Annotated in this window: 1 pseudogene; it reads right to left on the reverse strand. The window is 29.4% G+C overall.

The features are described from left to right. Positions 1–231 (reverse strand): annotated as a pseudogene (locus G3997_RS05285) (hypothetical protein); the annotation flags it as partial.

Below are 231 nucleotides of genomic sequence, written 5' to 3' on the forward strand. Positions count from 1 at the left end.
ATTCATACTAGGTACTTCTTCAGACTTATGCTTAAGCACACCTTTAAGTTTTTCTAATAAAGGAACTAAAATACCTCCTATAGCAAAGAACACTACATTAAAAGTAGATATACTCATCGGTGGTTTAGCAACTTCTAAAGACATAGGTCCCATTATAACTGAATATATAGAACCTATCATAAGACCTATAATACAATATATTGTTTGCGATCTATAACTTTTAAGTAAATA

This window comes from Romboutsia sp. 13368, assembly GCF_018336475.1.
Taxonomy (GTDB): domain Bacteria; phylum Bacillota; class Clostridia; order Peptostreptococcales; family Peptostreptococcaceae; genus Romboutsia.